18 protein-coding genes are annotated in these 20,930 nt (G+C 72.2%); 7 read left to right on the top strand and 11 right to left on the bottom strand.

The annotated features are described in order from the left end of the window. Nucleotide 1: 1 nt before the first annotated feature. From AB0H64_RS14220 to AB0H64_RS14200, 5 genes are all read right to left on the bottom strand, one after another. Nucleotides 2-892, bottom strand: a complete 891-nt coding sequence (locus AB0H64_RS14220; RefSeq protein WP_357623778.1) for an ATP-binding cassette domain-containing protein — start codon at nt 890-892, stop codon at nt 2-4. Continuing rightward, complete coding sequence (locus tag AB0H64_RS14215; protein ID WP_357623777.1) at nt 892-1,833, bottom strand: ABC transporter ATP-binding protein; 942 nt, start codon at nt 1,831-1,833, stop codon at nt 892-894. Before AB0H64_RS14215 ends, AB0H64_RS14220 begins: the two co-directional genes overlap by 1 nt. Next, on the bottom strand, nt 1,830-2,717 hold the full coding sequence (locus AB0H64_RS14210) for an ABC transporter permease (RefSeq protein WP_357623776.1): 888 nt from the start codon (nt 2,715-2,717) through the stop codon (nt 1,830-1,832). The genes AB0H64_RS14215 and AB0H64_RS14210 overlap by 4 nt, the downstream gene beginning before the upstream one ends. Beyond that, complete coding sequence (locus AB0H64_RS14205; RefSeq protein ID WP_357623775.1) at nt 2,714-3,709, bottom strand: ABC transporter permease; 996 nt, start codon at nt 3,707-3,709, stop codon at nt 2,714-2,716. The genes AB0H64_RS14210 and AB0H64_RS14205 overlap by 4 nt, the downstream gene beginning before the upstream one ends. Before the next feature lie 64 nt (nt 3,710-3,773). Next, nucleotides 3,774-5,537, bottom strand: coding sequence for an ABC transporter substrate-binding protein (locus tag AB0H64_RS14200; RefSeq protein ID WP_357623774.1), 1,764 nt, complete (start codon nt 5,535-5,537; stop codon nt 3,774-3,776). A 323-nt stretch (nt 5,538-5,860) separates the two neighbouring features. Here AB0H64_RS14200 and AB0H64_RS14195 point away from each other — a divergent pair, with 323 nt between their 5' ends. The 5 genes from AB0H64_RS14195 (at nt 5,861) to AB0H64_RS14175 (ending at nt 11,897) form a co-directional block, all read left to right on the top strand. Beyond that, entirely contained in the window at nt 5,861-6,883 is a 1,023-nt protein-coding gene (locus AB0H64_RS14195) for a LacI family DNA-binding transcriptional regulator (RefSeq protein ID WP_357623773.1), read from the top strand. A 43-nt stretch (nt 6,884-6,926) separates the two neighbouring features. After that, nucleotides 6,927-8,396 (top strand): ATP-binding protein, encoded by a 1,470-nt coding sequence (locus tag AB0H64_RS14190; RefSeq protein WP_357623772.1) that lies wholly within the window; start codon nt 6,927-6,929, stop codon nt 8,394-8,396. Nucleotides 8,397-8,471: 75 nt separating this feature from the next. Continuing rightward, complete coding sequence (locus AB0H64_RS14185; protein ID WP_357623770.1) at nt 8,472-9,974, top strand: sugar ABC transporter ATP-binding protein; 1,503 nt, start codon at nt 8,472-8,474, stop codon at nt 9,972-9,974. Next, complete coding sequence (locus AB0H64_RS14180; protein ID WP_357623769.1) at nt 9,964-10,929, top strand: ABC transporter permease; 966 nt, start codon at nt 9,964-9,966, stop codon at nt 10,927-10,929. The genes AB0H64_RS14185 and AB0H64_RS14180 overlap by 11 nt, the downstream gene beginning before the upstream one ends. Before the next feature lie 11 nt (nt 10,930-10,940). Continuing rightward, on the top strand, nt 10,941-11,897 hold the full coding sequence (locus AB0H64_RS14175) for a substrate-binding domain-containing protein (RefSeq protein ID WP_357623767.1): 957 nt from the start codon (nt 10,941-10,943) through the stop codon (nt 11,895-11,897). Between the two features lie 2 nt (nt 11,898-11,899). On the opposite strand, the gene AB0H64_RS14170 is transcribed toward AB0H64_RS14175, so the two are convergent. Then, nucleotides 11,900-12,790 carry an FRG domain-containing protein gene (locus AB0H64_RS14170; RefSeq protein ID WP_357623766.1) on the bottom strand — a complete coding sequence of 297 codons (891 nt, stop codon included), beginning with the start codon at nt 12,788-12,790 and terminating at the stop codon, nt 11,900-11,902. Nucleotides 12,791-12,908: 118 nt separating this feature from the next. Here AB0H64_RS14170 and AB0H64_RS14165 point away from each other — a divergent pair, with 118 nt between their 5' ends. Together AB0H64_RS14165 and AB0H64_RS14160 are read left to right on the top strand one after the other, a co-directional pair. After that, nucleotides 12,909-13,277, top strand: a complete 369-nt coding sequence (locus AB0H64_RS14165; RefSeq protein WP_357623764.1) for a hypothetical protein — start codon at nt 12,909-12,911, stop codon at nt 13,275-13,277. Continuing rightward, the gene (locus AB0H64_RS14160; protein ID WP_357623762.1) at nt 13,278-13,520 is read left to right on the top strand and encodes a helix-turn-helix transcriptional regulator; all 243 of its coding nucleotides are present in this window, start codon (nt 13,278-13,280) and stop codon (nt 13,518-13,520) included. 69 nt (nt 13,521-13,589) lie between these two features. Here the strand turns inward: AB0H64_RS14160 and AB0H64_RS14155 are convergent, their stop codons facing one another. From AB0H64_RS14155 to AB0H64_RS14135, 5 genes are all read right to left on the bottom strand, one after another. After that, on the bottom strand, nt 13,590-15,281 hold the full coding sequence (locus AB0H64_RS14155) for an endo-1,4-beta-xylanase (protein ID WP_357623760.1): 1,692 nt from the start codon (nt 15,279-15,281) through the stop codon (nt 13,590-13,592). Between the two features lie 163 nt (nt 15,282-15,444). Further along, complete coding sequence (locus tag AB0H64_RS14150; protein WP_357623758.1) at nt 15,445-16,548, bottom strand: hypothetical protein; 1,104 nt, start codon at nt 16,546-16,548, stop codon at nt 15,445-15,447. Continuing rightward, complete coding sequence (locus AB0H64_RS14145; protein ID WP_357623756.1) at nt 16,545-19,121, bottom strand: glycoside hydrolase family 38 C-terminal domain-containing protein; 2,577 nt, start codon at nt 19,119-19,121, stop codon at nt 16,545-16,547. The genes AB0H64_RS14150 and AB0H64_RS14145 overlap by 4 nt, the downstream gene beginning before the upstream one ends. After that, entirely contained in the window at nt 19,118-19,858 is a 741-nt protein-coding gene (locus tag AB0H64_RS14140; RefSeq protein ID WP_357623755.1) for an SIS domain-containing protein, read from the bottom strand. The genes AB0H64_RS14145 and AB0H64_RS14140 overlap by 4 nt, the downstream gene beginning before the upstream one ends. Continuing rightward, complete coding sequence (locus AB0H64_RS14135; protein WP_357623753.1) at nt 19,851-20,924, bottom strand: ROK family protein; 1,074 nt, start codon at nt 20,922-20,924, stop codon at nt 19,851-19,853. The genes AB0H64_RS14140 and AB0H64_RS14135 overlap by 8 nt, the downstream gene beginning before the upstream one ends. Nucleotides 20,925-20,930: the final 6 nt, after the last annotated feature.

The following is a 20,930-nucleotide window of genomic DNA, read 5'->3' as shown; positions in this document are numbered from 1 at the left end:
GTCAAGAAAGGTCTCCTTGGCAGTCGCTGAGCCGGGCGCAGGCCACGAAGTGGCCCGGCGTGGCCTCCGCCAGGCCACCCGTGGCGCCTTTCTCGTGGTAGAGGCAGGATCGCACCTCGGGCGCGTCCTCCCACGGGGCGTGCAGCCGGGGCACGGCCGACAGCAGCCGGCGGGTGTAGGGGTGGAGGGGGTCGCCGAACACCTGCTCGGTCGGGCCCCGCTCGACGACCGAGCCGCGCCAGAGCACGACGGTCCGCTCGGCGAGGTAGGTGCCGAGGGCGAGGTCGTGCGTGACGTACAGCACGGCCAGGCCGCGGGCCTTGAGGTCGGCCAGCAGGTTGAGCACGTCGACGCGGGTGGACGCGTCGAGCATGCTGGTGACCTCGTCGGCGACGAGCAGCTTGAGGTCCAGCAGCAGCGCGCGGGCGATGAGCATGCGCTGGAGCTGGCCGCCGCTGAGCTGGTGGGGGTACTTGCCGAGGACCTCCCCGGGGTTGAGCCGGACGTCACGCACCGCCGAGCGGACCCGTTCGGCCCACTCGTCCTCGGGCACGGCCGGATGGTACGTCTCCTTGATCAGCCGGAACACCCGGTCGGCCTTGAAGACCGGGTTGTAGCAGCTGAACGGGTCCTGGAAGACCCCCTGCACGGACCGGTAGTAGTCGCGGCCGGGGGTGACGGGGGTCCCCGCGACGGTGATGGCGCCGCCGGTGACGGAGGTGAGGCCGAGGATCATGCGGCCGATCGTGGACTTGCCGCTGCCGCTCTCGCCGATCAGCGAGACCACCTCGCCGGCCTGGACGTCGAAGCTGACGCGGTCCACGGCGGTCACCGCCTTCCCGCCGAGGGCGCCGACCTTGTAGACCTTGGTGACGTTGTCGAGTGTGAGCATCAGGCCTTCCAGCAGGCCACGTGGTGGCCGGGTTCGACCTCGACGACGGGCGGCTGCTCGGCGCAGCCGTCGTCGGCGAGGGGGCAGCGGTCGCGGAAACGGCAGCCGGGCGGCGGGTCGAGCAGGGAGGGCGGGCTGCCGGCGATGCCGGTCAGCCGCCTGCCGGTGTGGCGGGCGCCCACCTCGGGCAGCGCGTCGATGAGCAGCCGGGTGTACGGGTGGCGCGGCTGCTCGATCATCACCTTGGCCGGCGCCTTCTCGGCGATCCTGCCCGCGTACATCACCATGATCGTGTCGGCGATGTGCGAGGTGAGCGCGAGGTCGTGGGTGATGAAGAGCATGCTGCCGACGTGGCCGCCGTCGCGGAAGCCGAGCAGCGCCCGCGCGACGGCCTTCTGGGTGGAGACGTCGAGCGCGGAGGTGATCTCGTCGGCGACCAGCAGCGACGGGTCGAGCAGGGTCGAGACGACCATGACGACGCGCTGCTTCATGCCGCCGGACAGCTCGATCGGGTAGCGGTCGAGCACCTCGCGCGGCAGCCCGACCAGGTCGAGGCGCGCCTCCAGCCGCTCCCGGTCGAGGGTCTCGCCACGGGAGCGCAGCAGCTCGGCGACCATGCGGCCGATCTTGCGGGTGGGGTTGAGCGCGCTCATCGAGTACTGCGGGATGAGCGACACCTCGCGGAAGCGGAAGGCGTTCATGGCCCGGTCGTCGCCGATGGGCAGCTCCCGGCCGTCCAGCTCGACCGTGCCTCCGGCGTGGCGCATGCGGCTGTCCAGCCGGATGAGGCTCTTGCCCAGCGTGGTCTTGCCGCAGCCGGACTCGCCGGCCAGGCCGAGGATCTCCCCGTCGGCCACGGAGAACGACACGCCGTCGAGGGCGCGCACCTCGCCCCGGAGGGTCTGGTAGGAGACCCGCAGGTCGGTGACCGTCAGGCTCATGTCGTCCTCAGCCTCGGGTTGAAGACCTCGTCGAGGCCGACGTTGGCGACGTACAGAGCGCCGACGACCGCGGTGATCGCCGCGCCGGGCGGCACGAACCACCACCACAGGCCGAGCTGCAGGGCGCTCCACTGGGTGGCGTTCTGCAGCATCAGCCCGAGTGAGACGCCCTCGGTGGGGCCGAGGCCGATGAAGTCGAGCGAGGAGGCGATGAGGATGGAGCCGCCGAACAGCAGGATGAACGTCATGAACAGGTAGGAGCTCATGTTCGGCGCGATCTCCCGCGCGATGATCCGGCCCGTGCGGAGCCCGCTGAGCCGGGCCAGGTCCACGAAGTCGCGGGTGCGCAGGGAGAACGTCTGCGCCCTGATCGCGCGGGCCGCCCACGGCCAGGAGGTGAGCCCGATGAACAGGGCCTGCACGGCGACGCTGCGGATGCCGAGGTAGGCGTTGATGATGAGCAGCACCGCGAGCGTCGGGATGACCAGCACGACGTTGGTGAGCATGGTCAGCGCCTCGTCCAGCAGCCCGCCCCGGTAGCCGGCGGCGAAGCCGACGACCATCGCGATCACCGCGGCGATGCCGCCGCCGAGCGCCCCGACCGCGAAGGTGGTGCGCAGGCCGTGGACGAACTGGGTGAAGACGTCCTGGCCGAAGGTGGTGGTGCCGAACCAGTGCTCCGACGAGGGCGGCAGCATGGGAGCGGCGACGTACTCGTTCGGCGGGGCCGAGCCGAGCAGGAGCGGCCCGAGCAGGCCGGCCAGCAGCAGCACCAGCACGACGGTGAAGCCGGTGACGAGCTTGCCGTTGCGGACGGCGAAGTGCAGGGCCTCGCGCCGCACCACGCGCGGCTCGGACCCGGTCTCGGTGAGGGTCGCCGTCATGCCCGCGCACCCGCCATCCCGGCGCGGGTACGGGGGTCGACGACGACGTAGACGATGTCGATGACGAAGTTGGCCACGAGCACCCCGATCACGATGAACATGAACGTGCCCTGCAGGAGGAAGAAGTCGTGGTTCTGGATGGCCTTGAGGATGAGGCTGCCCAGCCCGGGATAGGAGAAGACGATCTCGGTGACGAGCGCGCCGGCCACGAGCACGCCGAGCTGCAGGGCCAGCCCGGTGATCTGCGGCAGCACGGCGTTGCGGAAGGCGTAGCGGCGGATCAGCCGGGCCGGGGCGCCGAGCGCGGCCAGGTAGGACGCGTAGTCGGACTCCAGCTCGTAGATGATCATGTTGCGCATGCCGATCGCCCAGCCGCCGAGCGCGACGAGGAACAGCGACAGGAACGGCAGCACCCAGTGGTGCAGCAGGTCGAGCAGGAAGCCGGCGGTCAGCGTCGGCTGGAGGGAGAAGCTGTAGCCGCCGGCCACGGGGAACCAGCCGGCGACGACGCCGAGCCCCCAGGCGAGGATCACGGCCAGCCACATGTACGGCGTGGCCGTCAGCACGTACCCGAGGGGCAGGACGGTGTTGTCGAGCAGCCGGCGCCGCGCCGCGAAGGCGCCGAGCCGGTTGCCCGCGACCCAGCTCAGCAGCACGGCCGGCACCATCAGCCCCAGCGTGTACGGCACGGCGCGCAGGATGACCGTGCTGACCGGGGTGGGGAACAGCCAGATGCTGATGCCGAAGTCGCCCCGGAGCAGGGTGCCCCAGAAGCTCGCGTACTGCTGCCACAGCGGCCGGTCCAGGCCGAACAGGTCGGTGTAGTAGACCCGCATGGCCTCGACGGCGGCGGGCTGGGAGACGCCGGCGCGGGCCAGCATGCCGGCCACGGGGTCGCCGGGCATGAAGCGCGGGATCATCCAGTTGACGGTGACGGCGACCACGAAGGTCAGCGCGTAGACGAGCAGTTTCCTGCCGAAGTAACGACGCACGTGGGGGCTCCAAGGGCTCCTCCTCCCGAGGGGGAGGAGGAGCGCGGTCGTGGGGAGGCGGCCGCTAGGAGGCGGCGGGCTGGATCTGGGTGAGGGTCTCGAAGCCGCCGAGCTCCAGCCAGTTGTGCCACATCACGGGCGCCGACTTGGGGGCGCCCGGCTTGGCCGACGGCCAGTTCTTCCACACGCTGGTGCTGGACTGGGCCCACAGGCCGTTGTACCAGAGCGGGATGACCGGCAGCTCCTCCAGGTGGATCTTCTGGAGCTGCGAGGTGATCTTCTTCATGCCGGCGACGTCGTCGGTCCTGACCTGGTCGAGCTGCTGCACGAGCCGCCAGGCCTGCTTGTTCTCGTACCGGCCGAAGTTGACGGTGTTCTGCGTCTTCTGGACGGGGAGCTGGAAGATGTAGTCGTAGTAGGTCCACGGCGTGTTGGACAGCTGCCGCTCGTTGTTGAGCAGCAGGTCGAAGTCGCCCTTGCCGCGCTTCTCCACCAGGGCGTTGAAGTCGGGGAAGTCGGGGGTGACCTCGATGCCGGCGGCCTTGGCGCTGGTGGAGATGGCCCGCGCGGCCTCCATCCAGTCGGTCCAGCCGGTGGGCACGATGAGGGTCAGCTTGATCTTGGAGCCGTCCTTGTTCTCCACCAGCCCGTCGCCGTCGCGGTCGCGGTAGCCGGCGTCGGCGAGCGTCTTCCTGGCCTTGGCGGTGTCGAAGGTGAAGCCGCTCCGGCTCACCACGGACTGGTCCACGAACTGCTCCCACTGCGGCAGCAGCCCGGTCGGGCTGGCGGCCTTCACCAGGTTGCCGTACACGCCCTCGACGATCTTCTTGGTGTCGACGGAGGTGGCGAGGGCCCTGCGGAAGGCCGGGTCGTCCATGGGCTTCTTGCGGGTGTTGGGCACCAGCCAGGCGGTGTTGGCCGACAGCATGTACGGCGGCTGGTCGTAGTAGGTGACGAGGCCGAAGTTGCCCTGGACCAGGTTCGCCACGCCGGGCAGGAAGTTGTTGCTCAGGTCGAGGCCCTTCTGCAGCAGCATGCCCATGGCCACCTCGTTGCTGGGCGAGACCACGTCCACGATGTAGCGGGGCTTGGGCTCGACGTTGAGAGCGCTCTTGCCCCACCAGTCGTCGCGCCGCACCCAGACGACGCGGTCCTGGTCGTGGCTCTGGTAGCGGTAGGCGCCGGTGCCGACGGGGTTGTTGTTGACGCCGTTGAGCACGTCCTCCTCCGTCCGGCCGGACCACAGGTGCTCGGGCACGATGGCGCGGCTGTAGAGGTGGAAGTCCCACTCCTGGTAGTTGGCGGTGGAGAAGGTGAAGCGCACGGTCCGGTCGTCGACGGCCTCGGCGCTCTTCAGCCAGTCCCACAGGTTGTGGTACGGGCTCGTCGCCATCTTGCCGAGGCCGTAGGAGAAGGCGACGTCCTTGGCCGTCAGCGGCTTGCCGTCGGACCACTTCACGCCGGCGCGGATCTTGGTCTCGTACACGGTGGGGCTGGTCCAGGAGCCGCTCTCGGCCAGCCAGGGGACGAGCTTGGCGGCGTTGGGGTCGTAATGGAAGAGGGTCTCGTAGACCAGGCCCTTGGTGCCGGTCGCCTGGTCCCATTCGCGGATGGGGTTGAAGTTGGCGGGCGGTCCCCACTGGGAGCCGGTGGTGTAGAGGGTTTCGTTGCGGGGCAGCGCCCCGGGGTTTCCGGGGTTCGCCGCGGTGGCGCCCTGGGAGCCGGACGTGCCGCCCGTCGGGCCCACCACGGGGCCTCCGCCGGAGCACGCGGCGGAGGCCAGGCCCACCGCCAGGAGCGGAACGAGGATCCGCGCCCGCTTTCGCATTGTCTCTCCTTCCCCCGCCGCGGCGGAGGCTCGACCGTCTGTCTCAGCCCCGAGGTGGCGGCTCAGGAGTCGCCGTGTGGCCGGGCCAGCGGTCGCCAGGAGGGCGGGCACGCGGACGCGGGCACCGTCCGGCCGTTGAGAGCGCTCCCACTGAACCGGGTAAGTAACGCGAACGTAAAGTGGCCCGGCCGCCGCGTCAAGACCCCATCTGTCAATGGCCGTCCGGGTACCGAACCCTGGCCGTGCCAACCCCACGGCGCGGTAGTAAGGTTCGTCTGCACGAGTGGCTAACCGGTTCACTCGGCGGTTCTCCAGGGGGATCGGTGAAGCGACCGACGATCGCCGACATCGCGCGTCGGGCGGGCGTCTCCAAGGTGGCGGTCTCATACGCGCTGAACGACCGGCCGGGGGTGTCGGAGGCCAGGCGCGCGACGATCAAGGCCATCGCCGAGGAGATCGGCTGGCGGCCCAACAGCGCGGCGCGGGCGCTGAGCGGGGCGCGGGCGCACTCGGTGGGGCTGACGCTGTGCCGGCCGGCGCGCGTCCTCGGCGTGGAGCCGTTCTTCATGGAGCTGATCAGCGGCATCGAGGGCGAGCTGGCGGATCGCTCGTACGCGCTGATGCTCCAGGTGGCCGCCACGCCGGAGCAGGAGGCGGAGGTCCACCGGCGCTGGTGGGGCGAGCGGCGGGTGGACGGCGCGATCCTCGTCGACCTGCGCTTCGACGACCCGCGCGTGACGGCGCTGGAGGAGCTGGGCCTGCCCGCCGTGGTGATCGGCCACCCCTCGGAGGCGGGCTCGCTGACGCCGGTCTGGTCCGACGACGCCGCGGCCGTCCGCGAGACCGTCGAGTACCTCGCGGCGCTCGGCCACCGCCGCGTCGCCCGGGTGGCCGGGCTGCCCGAGCTGGTCCACACCGTGCTGCGCGACCAGGCGTTCACCGCGGTGTGCGAGGAGCTGGGGCTGGAGTGCCACGCCGTCGTGCACACCGACTACAGCGGCGGCGAGGGCGCCCGCGCCACGCGCCGCCTCGTCGGCTCGCCCACCCGGCCGACGGCGATCGTCTACGACAACGACATCATGGCGGTCGCCGGCATGTCGGCGGCCCAGGAGATGCGGCTCGACGTGCCCGGCGACCTGTCGATCGTGGCCTGGGACGACTCGCCGCTCTCCCAGATCGTCCGGCCCGCGCTGAGCGCCCTCACCCGCGACATCCCCGCCTACGGCGCCCACGCGGCGCGCGCGCTGCTGTCGCTGATCGCGGGCGAGCTGGTCGAGGACGTACGCGACGAGTCCGCCCGCCTCGTCCCCCGCGGCAGCACCGCCCCTCCCCCACTCCTTGGATAAGTGGACTTATAATAAGTTCACTTATCCAAGGAGGAGGAGCCCTGTGGACAAGCCCGCCGAGATGTTCGACCGCGACTTCGAGTGGGGCGAGCTGACCAGGTTCGCCGGCTACTCCGGCCGAGAGGCCACCTTGGGCGTCGTGTCGGGACGTCGCCGACAAGGAAAGACGTTCCTCCTGGACGGTCTCGCCCGTGCCTCCGGCGGGTTCATGTTCACCGCCACGGAGACCACCGAAGCAGACGCCCTCCGGCAGTTCGGGACAGCCCTCGCAGCGCACCTGGACGAACCCGCTCCCTTTCGTTTCGCCGACTGGGACGAGGCGATCACCCGTCTCCTGCGCATCGCCGTCCACGGCCCGACCATCGCGGTCATCGACGAGTTCCCCTTCCTGGCCAAGGCGTCGCCCGCGCTGCCGTCGATCATCCAGCGCGCGCTCGACCCCGCCGCGCGCCGCGGCCACACCCCCGTGCGACTCCTGCTCTGCGGCTCCGCTCTGTCCTTCATGGGGCGCCTGCTCTCCGGCAACGCCCCGCTACGCGGCCGAGCCGGCCTTGAGCTCGTGGTCCCCACTCTCGACTACCGTCTCGCCGCCCGATTCTGGGACATCACCGACCCGCGCACGGCCATTCTCACCCACGCCATCGTCGGAGGGACTCCCGCCTACCGCCGCGAGTTCACCCAGGGCGACACCCCCACAGGCCCTGACGACTTCGACGACTGGGTCACCCGGGCGGTCCTCAACCCCGGCCGTCCCCTGTTCCGCGAGGCACGCTACCTCCTCGCGGAGGAACCCGAGCTCCACGACACCGCGCTCTACCACTCGGTACTCGCGGCCATCGCCGCCGGCAACGCCGCACGCGGCGGCATCGCGGACTATCTCGGCCGCAAGTCCACCGACCTCGCCCACCCGCTCCACGTCCTCGAGGACATCGGCCTCATCCGGCATGAAGACGACGCCTTCCGCAGGAATCGCTCCGCCTACCGCATCGCCGAGCCGCTCGTCACCTTCTACCACGCCGTCATGCGCCCCAACTGGGGAGATCTCGAACGTCCAGGGCGGGCCGGGGCGGTATGGCGTCGCGCCCGCGCCACCTTCCGGAGCAAAGTCCTGGGGCCGCACTTCGAAGCCCTCTGCCGCGAATGGTCCCGGTGGCACGCGTCGCCCGAGACCTATGGGGGCTATCCTTCCCGCGTCTCCACCGGCACCGTGAACGACCCCGCCGCCAGAACCGGCCACGAGGTCGACGTCGCCGTCTTCGGTCATGACGATCGAGACGGCGAGACCCTCCTGGCCATCGGTGAGGCGAAATGGAACGACACCATGGGACTCGGTCACCTGCGGCGGCTCCAGCACATCCGCGAGCTCCTCCGCGCCCGCGACACCACCGCCGCCGAGCGCGTACGGCTCCTGTGCTTCAGCGGCGCCGGCTTCACCGACGACCTCCGCCGGGCCGCCGGCCGTGACAGCACCGTCCAGCTGGTCGGGCTGGAGCGGCTCTACGGCGGCGAATGACCCGCGGGCGCCGGGGCACCCCATCTCACCTGCGCATTTGAGGTTCGACGGCGCGTTATCGGCAAGTATCACGACGTGACGGAGGACATTCTCCGGGCCGAGGGCCTGCGCAAACAGTTCCCGGGTGTCCTCGCCCTGGACGGGGTGGATCTGAGCCTGCGCGCGGGCGAGGTCCACGTGCTGCTGGGCGAGAACGGCGCCGGCAAGAGCACGCTGATCAAGATCCTGTCGGGCGCCTACCACCCGGACGGCGGCCGGGTCCTGATGGACGGGCGGCCGGTGCGGATCAGGTCGGCCGGTGACGCGCGGGCGCTCGGCATCGCCACCATCTACCAGGAGTTCAACCTGGTCCCCCAGCTCACGGTCGCGGAGAACCTGGCGCTCGGCCGCCCACCCCGCCGCTTCGGCCTCGTGGACACCGCCCGCATGGAGCGGGACGCCGAGGCCCTGCTGGCCCGCGTGGACGTCCGGGTCGATCCGCGCACGCCGGTCGGGCGGCTCGGCATCGCGCGCATGCAGATGGTGGAGATCGCCAAGGCGCTCGCCCTGGACGCGCGCATCCTGATCATGGACGAGCCCACGGCCGTGCTCACCACCGGCGAGGTGGAGAAGCTGTTCGCGATCGTCAGGCAGCTGCGCGACGAGGGCGTGTCGATCGTGTTCATCACCCACCACCTGGAGGAGATCCCCGAGATCGGCGACCGGGTGACCGTGCTGCGCGACGGCCGCTCGGTGGCGGAGGTGCCGGCGAGCACGCCGCACGACGAGCTGGTCCGCCTCATGGTCGGCCGGCCCATCGAGCAGCAGTTCCCGCGCGAGCGGGGCCGGGCCGGCGACCCGCTGCTGAAGGTGGCGGGGCTGACCCGCCGGGGCGTGTTCTCCGACGTGTCGTTCGAGGTGCGCGCGGGCGAGGTGGTCGGCGTCGCCGGGCTCGTGGGGGCGGGCCGTACGGAGGTGGCGCGGGCGCTGTTCGGCGCCGACCGCTACGACGCCGGCCAGGTCACCGTGAACGGCCGGCGGCTGCCGCCCGGCGACGTGCACGCGGCGATGGCGGCCGGGCTCGGGCTCGTCCCGGAGGACCGCAAGGGCCAGGGTCTGGTGCTGGGCGCCGCCGTCGACGAGAACCTCGGCCTGGTCACCCTGCGCGAAGCCACCCGGGCCGGGTTCGTCGACCGCAAGGGCCAGCGCACGGCCGCCGCGAAGGTCGCCGACCAGCTCGCCATCCGCATGACCGGGCTCGACCAGGAGGTGCGCACCCTGTCCGGCGGCAACCAGCAGAAGGTGGTCATCGGCAAGTGGCTGGTGGCCGGGGCGCGCGTGCTCATCCTCGACGAGCCGACCCGGGGCGTGGACGTGGGCGCCCGGGTGGAGATCTACCAGCTCATCAACGCGCTCACCGCCTCCGGCGACGCCGTCCTCATGATCTCCAGCGACCTGCCGGAGGTGCTCGGGATGAGTGACCGGATCCTCGTCATGGCGCGCGGCCGGCTCGTCGGCGAGCTCCCGGCCTCGGAGGCCACGCAGGACGGCGTGATGGCGCTGGCCGTCTCGGAGGTGGAGGGTGGCCGTGTCCGGTAACGTCCTCGTCCAGCGCCGCTCGCCGGCGGCCGTGTGGTTCGCCGAGAACGGCGCGCTGGTCGCGCTCGTCGTGCTCGTCGTCGGGCTGTCGCTGCTGTCGTCCGACTTCCTCAGTGTCACCAACCTGCTCAACGTGGGCGTCCAGGCGGCCGTCACCGCGATCCTCGCGTTCGGCTCGACGTTCGTCATCGTCACCGGCGGCATCGACCTGTCGGTCGGGTCCGTCGCCGCTCTGTCCGCGATCGTGCTCGCCTGGACGGCCACCTCCGCCGGCTGGCCGTGGCCGATCGCCACCGTCGTCGCGCTGGCCGTGGGCGTGGCCTGCGGGCTGGTCAACGCCGTCCTCATCGCGTACGGCAAGCTGCCGCCGTTCATCGCCACGCTGGCCATGCTCGGCATCGCCCGCGGCCTGGCGCTCGTCATCTCGCAGGGCAGCCCGATCGCGCTGCCCGAGACGGTGGCCCACCTCGGCGACACCATCGGCCGCTACCTGCCCGTTCCCGTCATCGTGATGGTCGTCATGGGCGTGATCGCGGCCGTGATCCTCAACCGCACCTACTCCGGCCGCGCCATGTACGCCATCGGGGGCAACGAGGAGGCCGCCCGCCTGTCCGGCATCAAGGTGGACCGGCAGAAGCTCATCACGTACGCACTGTCGGGCGGGTTCGCCGCGGTGGCCGGCATCGTGCTCGCCAGCCGGCTGGCCTCGGCCCAGCCGCAGGCCGCCACCGGCTACGAGCTGGACGCGATCGCGGCCGTGGTCATCGGCGGGGCCAGCCTGTCCGGGGGCAAGGGACGGGCGCTCGGCACGTTCGTCGGCGCGCTCATCCTGGCCGTCCTGCGCAACGGCCTCAACCTGCTGTCGGTCTCGGCCTTCTGGCAGCAGGTGGTGATCGGCGTGGTCATCGCGCTCGCGGTCCTCGTCGACACCCTGCGCCGGAGGGAAACGTCCTAAGGGGGAAGATCATGCGGATCTCCGCGACAGTCCTGGCCACGGCGGCCCTGGTGGCGGGCATGGTGACGGGCGCGGCCGGGTGCGGCTCGTCCGGCTCGTCGGGCGGTGGCTCGTCCGCCGGTGGCGACGTCAAGCTCGGCATGTCGGTCTCGACGCTGAACAACCCGTACTTCGTGCAGTTCAGGGACGGCGCCCAGGCGCAGGCCGCCAAGCTCGGCGCCGCGCTCACCGTCACCGACGCCCAGAACGACGCCTCCCAGCAGGTCAACCAGGTGCAGAACTTCACCAGCCAGAGCATGAAGGCGATCATCATCAACCCGGTCGACTCCGACGCGGCGGCGCCCGCGGTCAAGGCGGCCGATCGCTCCAGCATCCCGGTGATCGCCGCCGACCGCGGCGTCAACGGCGCCGAGGTCGCGCAGACCGTCGCCTCCGACAACGTGGCCGGCGGCAGGATGGCGGCCACGCAGCTCGCCAAGGCGCTGGACAGCACGGGCAAGGTGGTGGTCCTGCAAGGCACGCCGGGCACGTCCGCCTCCCGCGACCGCGGCCAGGGCTTCGCCGACGGCATCAAGGCGTTCACGGGCATCCAGGTGGTCGCCAGGCAGCCGGCCGACTTCGACCGCACCAAGGGCCTGGACGTCATGACGAACCTGCTGCAGTCGCACCCTGACCTGACCGGCGTGTTCGCCGAGAACGACGAGATGGCGCTCGGCGCGATCAAGGCGCTCGGCGCCAAGGCGGGCCAGCAGGTCAAGGTGGTCGGCTTCGACGGCACGCCCGACGGCCTCAAGGCGGTGCAGGCGGGCACCATGACCGCGACCATCGCCCAGCAGCCGAAACTGCTCGGCCAGCAGGCGGTGCAGGCCGCGGTGAAGGCGGCCAGGGGCGAGACGATCCCGAAGACCGTGGCCGTGCCGGTGAAGGTGGCCACGAAGGCGAACGTCTCGGAGTTCGGGACCTCCTGAGGTCAGGCGTTGCCGGTGTTGCCGGGGGCGCACTCGTCGCCCTGGTGGTCGGTGCACGACTCCGGCGAGTAGTAGCGGCGCAGCCAGGCGGCCAGCCCGTCGAGGCCGGGCAGCAGTGCCCGCTCGTTGATGCCGGCCTGGTCGAGCCGCTCCCGCACCTCGGCCTTGACCTCCGGCGGGATGCGCCAGGCCCACCACAGGTCCGGATGGCTCTCCAGCCACTGCTCCACCGAGGACGTCACGTCCGACAGCGCCGACAGCACCGACGACTGGGTGACGATCCGCTCGTCCAGCGACGGGGGCTCGAACAGCGCCATGAACGGCTCCTCGCCCGCGGCGAGCTTGCCGAAGCTGTCCAGGTCGGGCGCCCGCCGGGCGAGCATCTCCGTCGTGAACAGCAGCGCGCCCTCGCGGTCCAGGACCTCGCGCAGCGCCTCCGGCAGCAGCCGGTGGGCCGCCTCGCAGTCGAGCCCGATGAGCATGGCCTCCTCCCGGGGCCAGGACGCCGTGGCGAAGTGCAGGGCGACGAGCGGGGAGAACGTCCAGTCCACCAGCCTCGTGGGCAGCCCGTGGTGCTGGCCCAGCGCCAGCCAGTCCCAGATCGTCGGCCCCGGGGCCTGGCGGTGGGCGTACTTGCGGAAGTTGCGGATGAGATGGCGCTCCACGGCCTGGTAGTCGCCGTCCAGCCGGGCGAGCCCGGACCGGTGCGAGTGCGGGGGTCGTGAGCGGCCGCGGAACACCACCGAGGAGTGCGAGTGCCCGCCGTGCCGGCGTGACCCCCGCGGCCCGCTCACCTCGCTGATCGCGTCGTCCAGCTCCCGCCAGGACGACACGGTGACGACCCTCTCCTCACTGATCCGCGGTGCGCCGCTCCGGTCCGTGCTGATCCCCATAGAGGCCCGCATTCCCCCTGAGGAGCAGGTCACACCACGCACCATCCGGTTGTTTTATCGTTTTTCGATGTTACAGTGACAGAAGCAACTTCATCGAAAAACGATAAAGGAGGCGGCGATGCCCGGCGGCTCGCTCGACGGAGCCCTTTCTCCCGGCGTGCGCGCGCTGGACGTCATGGTCACGGCGACCTTGTACGACCCGGGCCGCGCGCCGCTGCTGGCCGCCCTGCACCTGCTCACGTGGCTGCCCGGCACGCTGGCGATCCTGCTGTCCCTGTTCTGGCTGGTCCGGATCACCACCCGGGGCGTCGCCGGGGACCGCGCGCTGTTCTCCGCCGACACGGTGCGGGACCTGCGCAGGATCGGCGCGGTCCTCACTCTCGGCTCGCTGACGGCCTGCGCCCTGGACTTCGCGGCCAAGACCGCGGCGGCCCGGATGATGACCGTCGACGCCGCCATGCTCGACGACCTCGAAGGCACGATCTGAGTGCCGCCCGGAGAGCTCGACGGGCGCATCGAGATCCGGCTCGACGAGCTGCTGGCCCGGCGCGGCATGACGCTGACCGAGCTGTCCCACCGGGTCGAGGTGACGATCGCCAACCTGTCCATCCTCAAGACCGGCAAGGGCAGGGCCATCAGGTTCTCCACCCTGGCCCGGCTGTGCGAGGTCCTCGACTGCCAGCCCGGGGACCTGCTGAGCTACACGCGGGACCCCGGCGCCGAGGAGTGACCCCGAGGTCCGAAACGTGGCCGGGCGGCGGGGGAAACTCATCGCTATGGACGAGATTCCCCGGCCGGGTCAGGAGGCGCAGGTGTAGCCGGGCGGCGTGGCCGTGTCGCCCGACGGGCGTGACGCCTGGAAGCCGAACGTGGCGGTGGCGCCCGGCGCGAGGGTGCTGTTGTAGGCCAGGCTCTTCGCGGTGACCGTCTGGCCGACGACGGTGAGGGTGGCGTTCCACGCGCCGGTCAGGGCGTGGCCCGGGGGCAGGGTGAAGGTGACGGTCCAGCCGCTCACCGTGGAGGTGCCGGTGTTGGTGACGGTCACGGGCTGCACCACGTAGCCGGTGCTCCACTGGTTCTGCACGGTTCCGACCGCCGAGCAGCCGCCGCCCGTCCCGCCGCCGGTGGCCGTGGTGAAGGTGACGGTACCCGAGGCGGGTGACAGGTTGCCGGCGCCGTCGCGGGCGCGCACGTACACCTGGTACTGCGTGGCGGCGCTCAGCCCGGTGAGCGTGAGCGACGTGCCGGTGCCGCGCCCGAGCTCGGGGTCGGTGGCGCCCTGCTCCCGGTAGACGGTGTAGCCGGCCAGGCCGCTGCCGCCGGAGTCGGTGGAGGCCGTCCAGGTGAGGGTGGCGGTGCTCGCCGTCACGCCGGACGCGGCGGGGGTGCCGGGCGTGGTCGGCGGGGTGGTGTCGGTGACGGTGCCGCCGGCGAGCGCGTCGTGGACGGCGGTGTAGGCGGGCTTGCGCTGGTAGCTCTGGTCGTAGATCAGCGCGGCGCCCTGGCCGGAGAAGGTGTCGGGCACCCAGGAGTACTTGTCGGTGAAGCCCCAGATCGTGACCCCGGCGCAGGCGGTGACGGCCAGGCAGGCGTTGACCACGTCCCGGTAGTAGGTGGCCTGCGTGGCGTCCTTGGTGGTGTCGCGGGGCACCACCATGCGGACGTCCAGCTCGGTGATCCGGACCTGGACTCCCAGGTCGCCGAAGCGCTGGAGGTTCTGCTGCATCTGGCCGGGGAAGCCGTACTGGATGGCCAGGTGGCTCTGGAAGCCGACGCAGTCGACGGGGACGTCCTGCTGGCGCAGGGAGCGCACCAGGTTGTACAGCGCGGTGCTCTTCGCGTTGACGCCCTCGACGTTGTAGTCGTTGATGCACAGCCGCGCGTCGGGGTCGGCGGCGCGGGCGGCGCGGAAGGCGTCGGCGATGTAGCTCTCGCCGAGCGTGTTGTACCAGAACGAGGTGCGCAGGTTGCCGTTGTCGTCGAAGACCTCGTTGACGACGTCCCACGAGACGACGGCGGGGTTGGCGGCGTAGCGGCCGACGACCTGGGTGATGTGGTTGCGCATGGCCGAGCGCATCGCGTCGGCGCCGAGGCCCTGCACCCAGCCGGGGGTCTGGTTGTGCCAGACGAGGGTGTGGCCGTGGACCTGCTGGCCGTTCTGGGCGGCGAAGGAGACGATCGCGTCGGCGCCGCCGAAGCTGAACTGGCCCTGGCTGGGCTCGGTGGCGTCCCACTTCAGCGCGTTCTCGGGGGTGACCTGGTTGAACTCGGCGGCGGCGAGGTCGCGGTAGGCGGTCTCGCTCGCCAGCGGCCCGGTGGCCAGGGCGGCGCCGATGAACTTGCCGCGGGCGGCGGCGTGCTGGCGCAGCGCCGCGGAGGCGCCGGCCGGGGTCGCGTACAGGAGGAGCGTGGCCAGCAACCCGAACAGGGCGGCCAGTGCGAGACTCCGGCGGCTCCTGGAGCGTCGGGGCGAGGACGGGGGCATGGACATCGACCTCCGCGGGGGGTACCGATTCCGAAAGTTTCTGCCTGGCTGGCGGGCCGGGCCACCCGGACGGTAGAGACCATGCACGCGGCGGTCAAACGTCCACGGCGTCCTCGCGGGCTCATGACGGCACTGGCGAGCCGAAATTATCGGGGTAGATGTGAAACTTTCATTGACGCCGGAGGACCTGTTCGCAGGCCAGCAGCAGGACCCCCGCGCTCCAGGCGTGCGACAGCGTCAGGTACATGCCCTTCGGCTGGAAGCACGCCGTCTGGTAGTACCGCTCGGTGATCATGCCGCGGTAGCCGTTGAGGTCGCCGTCGGCCGCCGGGAGGAGCTGGCGGAAGCAGTCCAGCGTCTCGTACGCTCGCTCGGCGTAGAAGGGGTCGCCCAGCGCGCCGGCCAGCTCCAGCAGCTCCGCCGTGCAGACCAGCCCGTAGGCGTGCAGGTGCTGGTTGGACGGCGACGCCTGGTCCCCGCCGCGCGTCGCGAAGCCGTACGCGCCGAGCGGCGTGCGCGGCCCGAAGCGGACGTTGTAGGAGTAGCGGAAGGTGAGCATCCAGTCGGCCGCGCGGCGCGCCAGGTCGAGCCAGCGGGCGTGGCCGGTACGGCGGTGCAGCGCCATGTACGCCATCACCGCGGCGTAGCCGTCCTCCGAGGTGGGCGCCAGGTCCACGTCCTCCGGCGCGCCGTAGATGAACTCGGCGTCCACGAACGAGGTGTAGTAGTCGCCCGCCCGCTCGGCGGCGCGCAGGTAACGGCCGTCGTCGTCCAGGTCCTCCGCCTCGGCCAGGGCGGCCACCCAGGTCAGGCCGGAGGCGCCCGACCACGACAGCACCTCGCCCGTGCGGGCGTCGTGGATCGCGCCGAGGTTGCCGTCGGCGCGCTGGCGGCCCGCCATCACGTCCAGGTTGGAGCGCGCGGCCTCCAGCCACGCCCCGCGGCCGCTCGACCGCCACGCCTCGTGACCGCTCGACCGCCACGCCTCGTGGCACCGCAGCCGCAGCGCCCGCAGCAGGAACAGCGTCGCCTCGCCGAGGGTGCGCGCGTGCAGCCCGTCCTTGAGGTGGGTCCAGCTCTGCGACCAGCCCGAGTCGCGGTACCAGGTGCCCCAGAACGTCCCCGACGGGGACAGCTCGGAGCAGACGAAGTCGATGACCCGCTCCGCGGCGGCGGTCTGGTCGGCGCGGCCGGTGCGCAGGCCGTGCTCCAGCAGCGCCGCCGCGGCGGCCGGTCGGGCGGCAGCGGGCGGGGCGGTCGTGGTGTCGGTCACAGCGGCTCGACCGTCAGGGCGCCCTTGCGCACGCCCAGCTCCAGCAGGTCGGTCTCCACGGTCGCCAGCGGGTCGGCCCGCGGGATGCGGAACGTGCGGATCTGGCACGGACCGAAGTCGGCGACGATCCGCACCCCGGCCAGCGGGACCTCCAGGGAGGCGGTGACCGGCCGGCCGTGCGTCTCCACGGCCCGTACCACCAGGTCGTCCGGCTCGTCCTCGTGGCACTTGACCGCCGTCACCATGACCTGCCCGCCGCCGTCGTCCACGAAGCCGCGCTCCGGCGGCAGGCAGCCGTCGTGGAAGCTCTCCAGCATGGCCCGCACAGGCGAGCCGAGCAGCGCGGCCCGCCGGGTGAGCCCGGCCCCCCGCCAGTCGCCGCCGTGCGGCACCAGCAGGTAACGGAAGTGCTGGACGCCCTGGTCCTGGTAGGAGTAGAAGCCGTCGGGGTCGAGCAGCCGCGGGTCGTGCCAGGCGTAGACCGGGCTGCGCACGGCGGTGATGCCGATGCTGTGGCCGCGGCCCGGCCCGAACGGCGCGACGTCGTAGGCGTGTTTGGCGTTGTTGACCACGGCCAGGCCGGCGGGCACGCCGTCCACGACGCCCGACAGGTCCACCCACGACTGGGCCGGCTCCTCCGCGCCGTCCACCGGCCGCCGCAGGTGCCCGAACGGGATCTCGTACGTGGCGACCGGGCTCTCCACGGCCACCGGGAAGCGCAGCTTCAGCAGGTGGGCCCGCTCGCGCCAGTCGATGCTCACCCGCACCTCGACCGCGTCGGAGTCCTCGCCGAGCAGGAACTCCTCGACCATCGCCGAGCGCCCCCACTCCCGCTCGACCCGTAGGCGGGCACGCAGCGGCCCGCTCTCCCGCAGGACGACCGACGTGGTCGTCATCGGCTCGCCCGGCCAGTCGTAGGAGAGCACGCGGTGACCCCACGTGTCGGTCGGGTCGGCGCAGATCTGCGTGTGCTCGCCCGGCGCGCCGCGGACCAGGTCGACGCCGGTCCGCTTGTCGAGCAGGCTCGTCAGCCAGCCGGACACGGGGTCGATCTCCACCCGTAGCGTGTCGTTCTCCAGGAATGTCGCGCCGGCCGACAGCCGGCTCGGGCGCGGCGCCGGCGCGCCCGGCCGCATCCGGTAGAGCCGGTAGCCCAGCGGCGGCAGCTCGGCCCGGAACACCGTCGCCCCGCGCCCCTGGTCGTCGGTCGTCGCGACCGACTGGGTGCCCTGGGAGGCCACCGCGCCGCCGCCGGCGTCGACGACGTGGACGCCGCCCGGCGCGAGGCCGTACTGCATCTCGACGTCGCAGGTGACCGGCCACGGGTGCGGGTTGAACACCACCACCGGCGAGGTGCCCGTCTCCTCGGGCACCCGGATGTCGCGGGCGATCACGTTCTGCGCCCGCGTGATGATCCGCTTGGAGACGGCCACCGCCTCGCCGAGCTGGTCGCGGGCGTCGTCGTAGGCGGGCTCGATGGCCGAGCCGGGCAGCACGTCGTGGAACTGGTTGAACAGCACCTGCTTCCACGCCCGCTCCAGCTCGGCGCGGGCGTCGTGGCCCGCGACCGCGGCCCACCGCTCGGCCGACAGGACCGCGGCCTGCGCCCGGCGCTGCCACGCCTTGATGCCGGAGTGGGCGGAGTAGCAGCCGGCGGCGTGGTGCTGGAGGTCGTCGCGCCACACCCGGAGCCCGGCCAGGCCCTGCTCGCCGAGGCGCTTGGCCACCTCGTCGAAGTAGCGGCGCGGCGACGACATGACCAGCTCGCCGAACGTGCCCATCCGGTCGTAGCGGTGGATGGACTCGATGTTGGCCTTGGTGGGCCCGCCACCGTGGTTGCCCACGCCGTAGAAGATCATGAGATCGCCGAGGGAGCGGTCGAGCTGGCCGAGGGCCTTCTCGGTCTGCCCGGCCACCTCACCGGGCGGGCTGCAGTACTCGAACGGGATCCGGTAGGCCAGCACCCGGCTGCCGTCGGGCGCCTCCCACCAGAACATCGTGCCGGGCAGGTCGCTCTCGTGCGGCCCCGGCCGCAGGAAGCAGTAGGAGTCCATGCCCTGGCCGCGCAGGATCGCCGGGAGCATGGCGTGGTGGCCGAACGGGTCGACGTTCATGCCGACCGTCGCCATGACGCCGAACTTCTCCCTCAGGTACCGCTGGCCGTACAGGCCCTGGCGGACGAACGACTCGCCGGACGGCATGTTGCAGTCGGGCTCCACCCACCAGCCGCCCGCCAGGTGCCAGCGGCCCTCGGCCACCCGCTCCCTGATCCGGGCGAACAGCTCGGGGTCGGACTCCTCCACCCACGACAGGAGCACCACCTGGTCGCAGGTGAAGACGAAGTCGGGGTACTCGTCCATGCGGTGGATCGCCGACCAGAACGTCGCGCGGGCCTCCTGGTAGCCCTCCTGCCACGGCCACAGCCACACGGGGTCGAGGTGCGCGTTGCCGATCATGTGCAGGGTCCGGCCGGGTGTCGCCGCCGGCCGGGGCGCCCTCGGCAGCCCGTACGGCTGCGCGCCGGAGGGGGCGTTGGCCATGGGGGCGGCGCGCCGGCCGGCCGGCCCGGTCACGTGGCCGCCCAGGCGTCGAGCCGGTCGCTGATCATGTGGAGCATGAGGGTGTGCATCTCCTGGATGCGAGGGGTCTGGGAGCAGGGGGCGAGCAGCAGGTGGTCGGCGTGCCGCGCCGCCGCGCCGCCGTCGCCCCCGCCGAACAGCACGGTCGTCGCGCCGCCCGTCCGGGCGGCCTCGAGGGCGGTGACGATGTTCGGGGAGTTGCCGCTGGTGGTGAACGCGGCCACGACGTCTCCCGGCCGGGCCAGGGCGGTGACCTGCCGGGCGAATACGTCATCGTACCCGTAGTCGTTGGCGATGCAGGTGATCACGGTCGCGTCGGTGGTGAGGGTGACGGCGGGCAGGGGGCGGCGGTCACGCTGGTAGTGGCCGATGAGCTCGCCGGTGAAGTGCTGCGCGTCGGCCGCGCTGCCGCCGTTGCCCATCGTGTAGAGGGTGCCGCCGGCGGTGAACGCCCTCATGAGCAGCTCGCCGACGGCCTCGACGGCCGGGAGCAGCGCCTCGACTGCCCGTGCGGCGGCCACGTGCGCGGCCACCTGCTCGGCGAGCCCGGACACGGCCACGGCCACGGACACGGCCTCGGACACGGCCTTGGACACGGCCGGTGCTGCGCGAACGGCCGGGCTCGCGGACACGGCCGGGCTGGCGGACAGGCTCGCGGGCACGGTCACGCCGGCGGGCACGGTGGTGGAGGCGCTCGCCGGGGTGGCGAGCGGTTCGGTGCGATCAGGCATGGCTCGTTCCAGGGACGGCGGCGATGTCGGCTCCGGGGGCGATGCCGGCCGCGGACGTGATGCCTGCTGCGGACGTGATCCCCGCTGCGGGGGCGGGGGCGGCGAGGAGGTCGTGGGCGACCGCGCCCGCGCCGACCACGCACACCCCGTCGCCCAGCGCGGCCCGCGCGACGCGGGCGGTCCGGGCGGCGGGCGGCATGGCCTCGCGCGCCACCATGGCGGCGACCGGCCCGAGCAGCCGATCGCCCGACCGGGTGACGCCGCCGCCCAGCACGACCAGCTCCGGCTCGAACACGTTGACCAGGTCCGTGACGGCCGAGCCCAGGGCCTGGACCGTCTCGTCCCAGATCTCCACGGCCAGCGGGTCGCCCGCCGCGGCCGCCTCGGAGACGTCCCGGGCGGTCAGGGCCGGCAGCGCGGCGAGGCTGGAGGGCCGGCCGGCGGCCAGGGCCTCGCGGGCGCGCTCGGCGATGGCCGTGCCCGAGGCGTACGCCTCGACGCAGCCGAGCCGCCCGCACGAGCACCGCCGCCCGCCCGGACGCACCAGGACGTGCCCCAGCTCGCCGCCGTTGCCGGCCGCGCCCCGGTGCAGGCGCCCGCCGATGACGGTGCCGCCGCCGACGCCCGTGGAGACGGTCAGGTAGACCATCGTGCTGGTGCCGCGCCCCGCGCCGTGGCGGAACTCGGCCAGCGCCCCCGCCGTCGCGTCGTTCTCCAGGACGGCCGGCACCTCGAACGCCTCGGAGGCGAGGGCGCAGACCGGCACGTCGTTCCAGCCGGGCAGGTGGGGCGGCGACTGGACGACGCCCGCCACCGCGTCGAGCGGCCCGCCGCAGGAGATGCCGACGGCCCCGACGGTGAGCCGCCCGGCCTCGGCGATCGCCTTGCGGCCGAGGTCGAACAGCCGCGTCAGGACGGCGTCGGGCCCCTCCTCGCGGAGGGTCGGCGCGCTCTGCCATCCGTGGATGCGTCCGTCCGCCGTGACGACGCCGACGGCGAGCTTGGTGCCGCCGATGTCGAGCGCGAGGACGGGTGGCGCCTCGGCCGCGGGAAGGTGCGGGTCCATGTGCCT

The organism is Nonomuraea sp. NPDC050733 (assembly GCF_040654215.1).
GTDB lineage: Bacteria > Actinomycetota > Actinomycetes > Streptosporangiales > Streptosporangiaceae > Nonomuraea.
Note: the sequence above shows the minus strand (reverse complement) of the source record. Positions and strands in the feature narration are given on the sequence as shown.

Excerpts from the sequence above, each read along its gene's own strand:
- AB0H64_RS14155 (WP_357623760.1), bottom strand. The coding sequence starts at position 15,281 with ATGTCCATGCCCCCGTCCTCGCCCCGACGCTCCAGGAGCCGCCGGAGT.
- AB0H64_RS14140 (WP_357623755.1), bottom strand. The coding sequence starts at position 19,858 with ATGCCTGATCGCACCGAACCGCTCGCCACCCCGGCGAGCGCCTCCACC.
- AB0H64_RS14210 (WP_357623776.1), bottom strand. The coding sequence starts at position 2,717 with ATGACGGCGACCCTCACCGAGACCGGGTCCGAGCCGCGCGTGGTGCGG.
- AB0H64_RS14165 (WP_357623764.1), top strand. The coding sequence starts at position 12,909 with ATGCCCGGCGGCTCGCTCGACGGAGCCCTTTCTCCCGGCGTGCGCGCG.
- AB0H64_RS14220 (WP_357623778.1), bottom strand. The coding sequence starts at position 892 with ATGCTCACACTCGACAACGTCACCAAGGTCTACAAGGTCGGCGCCCTC.
- AB0H64_RS14215 (WP_357623777.1), bottom strand. The coding sequence starts at position 1,833 with ATGAGCCTGACGGTCACCGACCTGCGGGTCTCCTACCAGACCCTCCGG.
- AB0H64_RS14200 (WP_357623774.1), bottom strand. The coding sequence starts at position 5,537 with ATGCGAAAGCGGGCGCGGATCCTCGTTCCGCTCCTGGCGGTGGGCCTG.
- AB0H64_RS14170 (WP_357623766.1), bottom strand. The coding sequence starts at position 12,790 with ATGGGGATCAGCACGGACCGGAGCGGCGCACCGCGGATCAGTGAGGAG.
- AB0H64_RS14135 (WP_357623753.1), bottom strand. The coding sequence starts at position 20,924 with ATGGACCCGCACCTTCCCGCGGCCGAGGCGCCACCCGTCCTCGCGCTC.
- AB0H64_RS14175 (WP_357623767.1), top strand. The coding sequence starts at position 10,941 with ATGCGGATCTCCGCGACAGTCCTGGCCACGGCGGCCCTGGTGGCGGGC.